The sequence below is a fragment of the Candidatus Planktophila sp. genome (assembly GCF_040402275.1).
Lineage (GTDB): Bacteria > Actinomycetota > Actinomycetes > Nanopelagicales > Nanopelagicaceae > Planktophila.
In genome coordinates, this window is record NZ_JBBAMW010000036.1 from 1 (window position 1) to 5,687 (window position 5,687).

5 protein-coding genes are annotated in these 5,687 nt (G+C 45.5%); 1 reads left to right on the top strand and 4 read right to left on the bottom strand.

Annotated features, from left to right (window positions below):
- Positions 1-44: 44 nt before the first annotated feature.
- Positions 45-935 carry an EamA family transporter RarD gene (gene rarD / locus AC9UEY_RS05580; RefSeq protein ID WP_509538923.1) on the top strand — a complete coding sequence of 297 codons (891 nt, stop codon included), beginning with the start codon at positions 45-47 and terminating at the stop codon, positions 933-935.
- On the opposite strand, the gene AC9UEY_RS05585 is transcribed toward rarD, so the two are convergent.
- The 4 genes from AC9UEY_RS05585 to AC9UEY_RS05600 form a co-directional block, all read right to left on the bottom strand.
- Entirely contained in the window at positions 903-1,892 is a 990-nt protein-coding gene (locus tag AC9UEY_RS05585; RefSeq protein ID WP_509538925.1) for a polyprenyl synthetase family protein, read from the bottom strand. The two genes, rarD and AC9UEY_RS05585, sit on opposite strands and share 33 nt — an antisense overlap.
- Positions 1,892-3,409 (bottom strand): NADH-quinone oxidoreductase subunit NuoN, encoded by a 1,518-nt coding sequence (gene nuoN / locus AC9UEY_RS05590; RefSeq protein ID WP_509538928.1) that lies wholly within the window; start codon positions 3,407-3,409, stop codon positions 1,892-1,894. Before nuoN ends, AC9UEY_RS05585 begins: the two co-directional genes overlap by 1 nt.
- A complete protein-coding gene (locus AC9UEY_RS05595; RefSeq protein WP_509538931.1) occupies positions 3,409-4,917 on the bottom strand; it encodes an NADH-quinone oxidoreductase subunit M in 1,509 nt (502 codons plus the stop codon). Before AC9UEY_RS05595 ends, nuoN begins: the two co-directional genes overlap by 1 nt.
- Positions 4,917-5,687, bottom strand: a 771-nt coding sequence (locus AC9UEY_RS05600) for a proton-conducting transporter transmembrane domain-containing protein (RefSeq protein ID WP_509538934.1), incomplete at its 5' end; no start/stop codon positions are given. The genes AC9UEY_RS05600 and AC9UEY_RS05595, both read right to left, overlap by 1 nt.

A 5,687-nucleotide genomic window follows, 5' to 3' on the forward strand; every position in this document is an offset into this window, starting at 1 on the left:
ATGGTGGCTGGGACTTTGCTGTTCAATTTACGAACTTTAGATAATTGAGTAAAAACAAGCTCGGCCTTTTATTTGGTGTCAGTGCATACTCTTTGTGGGGCGCATTCCCTTTGTATTGGCCATTGCTGGAACCAGCTAATCCTCTAGAAATTGTTTCGCACAGAGCAGTATGGACATTAGTTTTTTGTTTCATGGTTCTTGCCGCCACAAAGGCACTGAAAACAACCCTTGTAACTTTGAAACGTCCAACTGTTGCAGTGAAACTATTTCTTTCATCTCTTTTAATTTCTGTTAATTGGCTTGTGTATATCTGGGCTACAAACAATGAGCATGTCGTGGAAGCATCTTTGGGTTACTACATCAACCCTCTGATCATTATTGGTTTTGGAGTTATCTTCCTGAAAGAAAAAATGCGACCACTGCAGTGGGCAGCGGTCTCAATTGCGACTATTGGGGTCTTAGTCTTAACTTTCGATTACGGTCGCTTACCGTGGATTGCATTAGCTCTAGCTTTCTCATGGGGCAGTTATGGATTGATAAAAAAACAGTTAGGTCTAGGAGCTCTAGAGGGACTTGCGATTGAAACCTTCATCTCTAGTTTCTTCTACCTGGCATACCTGATTTATATAGGTAATCAAGGCACCGGTCAGTTTGGTCAAAGTTGGGGCTTAACAGTTCTTCTTATTAGCGCTGGAGCGGTAACCGCAATCCCGCTTCTATTGTTCAACGGCTCAACAAACAGACTTCCATTTACAACTATCGGGCTGTTGCAATACATAACTCCGACACTTCAATTCTCTATCGGAGTCTGGGTTTTAAATGAAGATATGCCAACTGCTCGTTGGATCGGCTTCTTGATTATTTGGGCAGCGCTTGTGACTCTAGCGATTGACTTGATTAGATCAAGCAGAACGGTCAATAACAGCGTCGCATAGTGATATCAACGCACCAGTTGCATCATTGATAGGTAATGGGCCAAGTGCCCCACGTGCCTGTTTTGCAATCTGATGTAGCTGTTCGCGCGACTCATCTAAAGCTCTGTGATTGCGCAAGGCAACTAAGACTTGCTGAACAGTTGGTTCATCCTCGATTGGTGCACTGAGCAAACGCTTTAGATCAGCATCGCCTGGATCACTAGATTTCATTACATTTAAAGTCACAAGTGTTGGAACGCCTTCACGAAGATCTGTTCCAGGAGTCTTGCCTGATTGATTTGATTCGCTTGCAATGTCAATAACATCATCTGCCAACTGGAATGCAACACCAATCTTTTCACCAAATATAGTAACTGTCTCCGTGATACCTGCGGGTGCACCTGAAATCATTCCGCCATATCTAGCTGAGGCTGCGATCAATGAACCAGTTTTATCGGCAACTACCTTTAAGTAATGTTCCAGTGGATCTTGGCCAGGATTAGGACCTTGCGTTTCCATGATCTGACCAATAACCAAACGCTCAAATGTTCGTGCCTGCAGGCGAACCGCTGCTGGACCAAGATCTGCTAACAAATCAGATGATTTAGCAAATAAGAAATCGCCGGTAAGAATTGCAATGGTGTTCCCCCACCGCATATTGGCACTTTCAACTCCGCGACGAAGAGGTGCTTGATCCATAACATCATCGTGATACAGCGTTGCAAGGTGGGTAATCTCGCAGGCAACCGCTGCAGCGATGATGCCATCGCGAGTTGGATCCCCGTATTGCGCGGTTAAAAGGGTCAATAGTGGGCGCAAACGCTTGCCGCCAGCTGCCACAAGGTGGTGAGCAGTCTCATCAACAAATGGATACTCACTTCGAGTGTGACTTCTCAGCAAGGCTTCAACATCTGCCATTTGGCTTATTAATTGTGCCTCTAATCCAGGTGCAACATTTGGAATACCGAATGTGGACATTAGCGAATGAAGGTTGCGAGATTGGTTATGAACTCCAGCAATGGTGCCGGATAAACGCCCAGCGCCACTGTAACAACGGCTGCGATAACAACTGTTGCTTGGGTCAGGATTGAAGGAATCTCAACACTTGTTCCATCCTCAGTAGCATCTGTAAAGAACATCAAAACAATTACGCGGATGTAGAAGAACGCCGCGATCATAGAAGAAAGCACACCGGCAATTACGACGCCCTTAGCTCCACTTTCATAGGCGGCAAAGAAAATAGAGAACTTTCCAATGAATCCGCTTGTGAGTGGAATTCCGGCAAAAGCCAACAAGAACAGTGCAAATGAAGTGGCTGCAAATGGAGAACGCTTGCCAAGACCTTTCCAGCGATTTAGATCTGTCACTTCACCAGATGAATCACGGACAAGTGTTACAACTCCAAATGCACCAACGGTTGCAACACCGTATGCAAATAGATAGAAGATTGTTGCATCGAGTCCTGCTTTGTTAAGAGCGATAACACCTGCGAGCAAGAAACCTGCGTGAGCAATCGATGAATAAGCCAACATGCGCTTCACATCGCGCTGGGTGATGGCAACGAGAGAACCCAAGAGCATTGTCACGATAGCAATTCCTGATAAAACTGGAGTCCAAGACCATTGTGCGTTAGCAAATACTGTGTAATAGATACGAAGTAGTGCGCCAAAGGCTGCAACCTTAGTTGCAGCTGCCATAAATGCAGTAATAGGTGTTGGTGCGCCTTGATACACATCTGGTGACCATGCATGGAATGGGACGGCGCTCACCTTGAAGAGCAAGCCAATTGATAGGAATGCAATACCAATCAGAAGCAGAACATCATTTCCACTGCCGCCAACAATTGCTTGACGGATGCCGCCAAAGCTAATTGAGACAGAGAATCCATAGAGATAAGCAGCGCCAAATAGGAAGAATGCTGATGAAAAAGCACCTAATAAGAAGTACTTAAGGGCAGATTCCTGTGATGCCAATCGACGACGGCGTGAAAGTCCAGCCATCAAATAGAGGGGCAATGACAGCATTTCGAGGGCGACAAACAAAGTAATCAGATCATTAGCAACTGGGAACAAGAGCATTCCGGATACTGCAAACAAAGTCAGTGGATAAACCTCAGTGACCTGGTTACCAGATTGGACTGCATGACGTTCCTCATCAGATCCTGGTAATGCGGCAGCTAAGGCTGTGAAGTTTTCAGTATCTGCAATTAAGAAAACTGAGATTATGGCGATAATCAATATTGATGCCTGAAGTAAGGCTGCAGGTCCATCGAAAACAACTGAACCCATCGCAGCTGTTAGGGATTGCTGTCCGCGGATTCGCCACACCTGCATCAATGAAAGAATCAAAGATCCAAGAGTTAGAGTTAACTGAACAGCTGGACGCAGCGCCTTTGATACAAATGCTTCAACCAATACGCCGATGAGCGCGCCACCAAGCAAGATAAGCATTGGTGAAAGAAGTGAGTAGGAAAGAACTGGCGCGGTAAATGTCACTACTTGCCCCCAATAGTTGGTGCAGGATCTGTGAATCCCATTTGCGAGATCACATGGGATGCAGCGGGGTTAATCACCTTTAAGAGAGGTGATGGGTAAAAACCCAACACCACAATGATCGCAATAATCGGTGCAATTGCTAACTTTTCGCGCAGGTTGAGGTCCTTAAGATTCTCATTACCTGGCGTCGTTGGACCATGCAGAGCTTTCTGCACTGGAATCAAGATGTAGAGCGCAGCCAGAACAATTCCGAAGGTTGCGATGATTGCATGCACTGGGTAACGAGTAAATGTTCCAACAAGAACTAAGAACTCACTAACAAAGCTAGACAATCCTGGAAGTGCCAACGATGACAATCCAGCGATAAAGAATGTCCATGCCATAACTGGGGTTACTCGTTGCAATCCCCCGAAATCTGCAATCGTTGAAGATCCACGTCGCGAGATCATCCAGCCGGCAACTAAGAAGAGCGCTGCCGTTGAGAAACCATGGTTAAACATGTACAAAATAGCCCCACTGTGGCCTTGTGAGGTCATTGCAAAGATACCCATTGTTATGAAACCAAAGTGAGAGATTGATGTGTAAGCGATCAACCGCTTGATGTCTTTTGCGCCGATGGCAAGGAATGCACCGTAAATTATTGAGATAACTGCGAGTACCAAGATAACCGGCGTAAAGGTCTTGCTTGCTTCAGGGAACATGGTGAGGCAATAACGGATCATTCCGAAGGTACCGACCTTGTCTAGCACTCCAAGCAGCAGAACAGATGTTCCTGGAGTCGCAGATTGCGCTGCATCTGGCAACCATGTGTGGAATGGCCAGACTGGAGCCTTAATCGCAAATGCAATAAAGAATCCTAAGAACAAGAGGTTTTGAGTTGTTGATGACATCTGTAGCTCTGACAGTTTATTGATATCAAAGGTGTGACCACCTTGAGCACCTGACATTACATACAGAGCAATAATTGAGGCGAGCATCAATAATCCACCAACAAGGCTGTAAATCAAAAACTTAACTGCAGCTGCTGAGCGTTCACCGCTTCCATATCCACCAATAAGGAAGTACACCGGAATCAACATTGCCTCGAAGATTACATAGAACAAGAACACATCTGTTGCGGCAAATACGCCGATCATCATTGTTTCAAGAACAAGAATGAGGATGTAGAAGGTCTTAACACTCCAACGTCCACCGTGTGCTTCATTCCAGCCAGCAAGGACAACAACTGGTGCCAAGATCGTAGACATCACAATAAGCACTAGCGCAATGGCGTCAATACCGAGTGCGTAATTAATTCCAAAACTTGGAATCCATGAATACTTCTCTACAAACTGCAGACTCACATTGTCACGTTGAAATCCGACGGCCATAGCGATTGTCGCTGCCATAACCACCAAGGTTGTTACAAGGGCGGCTTGCTTTGCAGCTTTTTCACTACCCTTAGGAAGGACAGCAATAACTCCAGCACCAGCTAGTGGCAAAAGCATTAACAGCGTTAACCACTTCATTACTGAACTACCACCCAAATAGCTGCAACCAGTGCAACCGCACCAATCAAAATTAGGGCCGCATAAGTACGAACAAAGCCATTTTGCAGGCCACGAAGTGCTGAGCCTGAACTCATAGCTACCTGGCCAACGCCACGAACGGTTCCATCTATGACCGCATCATCTGCTGCAACCAATGTTGTTGTTAACACTTGACCAGGACGCATAAATACCGCTTCATTGAAACGATCCTGCATCAGATCTTGACGCGCAATCTTTGTGAAGATTGAAACATCTTCTGGGGCAACGTTTGCGACTTCTTGACGTGAGTACTTAACAAAGGCAATGGCCACACCAATTGCAACCATTGTTAAGGCAAGTCCTGAAACAACAATTGGTTCTAGCAAATGATGTTCGTGCTCTTCATGATGCTCAAATAATGGATTTAGCCAGTTAACAAGTGCATCACCACGAGAAAGTAAGAACCCAGATGTAACCGAACCAATTGCAAGAATTGCCATTGGCAACCACATCAACCATGGGGATTCATGAGGATGGGCTTCATCATCCCAGCGCTTTGTTCCTGTAAAGGTAAGAATCATTACGCGAGTCATATAGAAAGCGGTTATACCCGCACCTAACAAAGTAACGCTTCCAAGAATGATTCCCTTTGCTCCCCCAGCATTAAATGCAGTTTCAATAATCATGTCCTTGGAATAGAAACCTGCAAAGGGTGGAACACCAAGGATTGCTAAATACCCAAGACCAAAGGTCACAAATGTAATTGGCAT

Bases quoted from the DNA above. Each gene is read 5' to 3' on its own strand.
- AC9UEY_RS05595 (WP_509538931.1), bottom strand. From the start codon at position 4,917: ATGAAGTGGTTAACGCTGTTAATGCTTTTGCCACTAGCTGGTGCTGGA.
- AC9UEY_RS05585 (WP_509538925.1), bottom strand. From the start codon at position 1,892: ATGTCCACATTCGGTATTCCAAATGTTGCACCTGGATTAGAGGCACAA.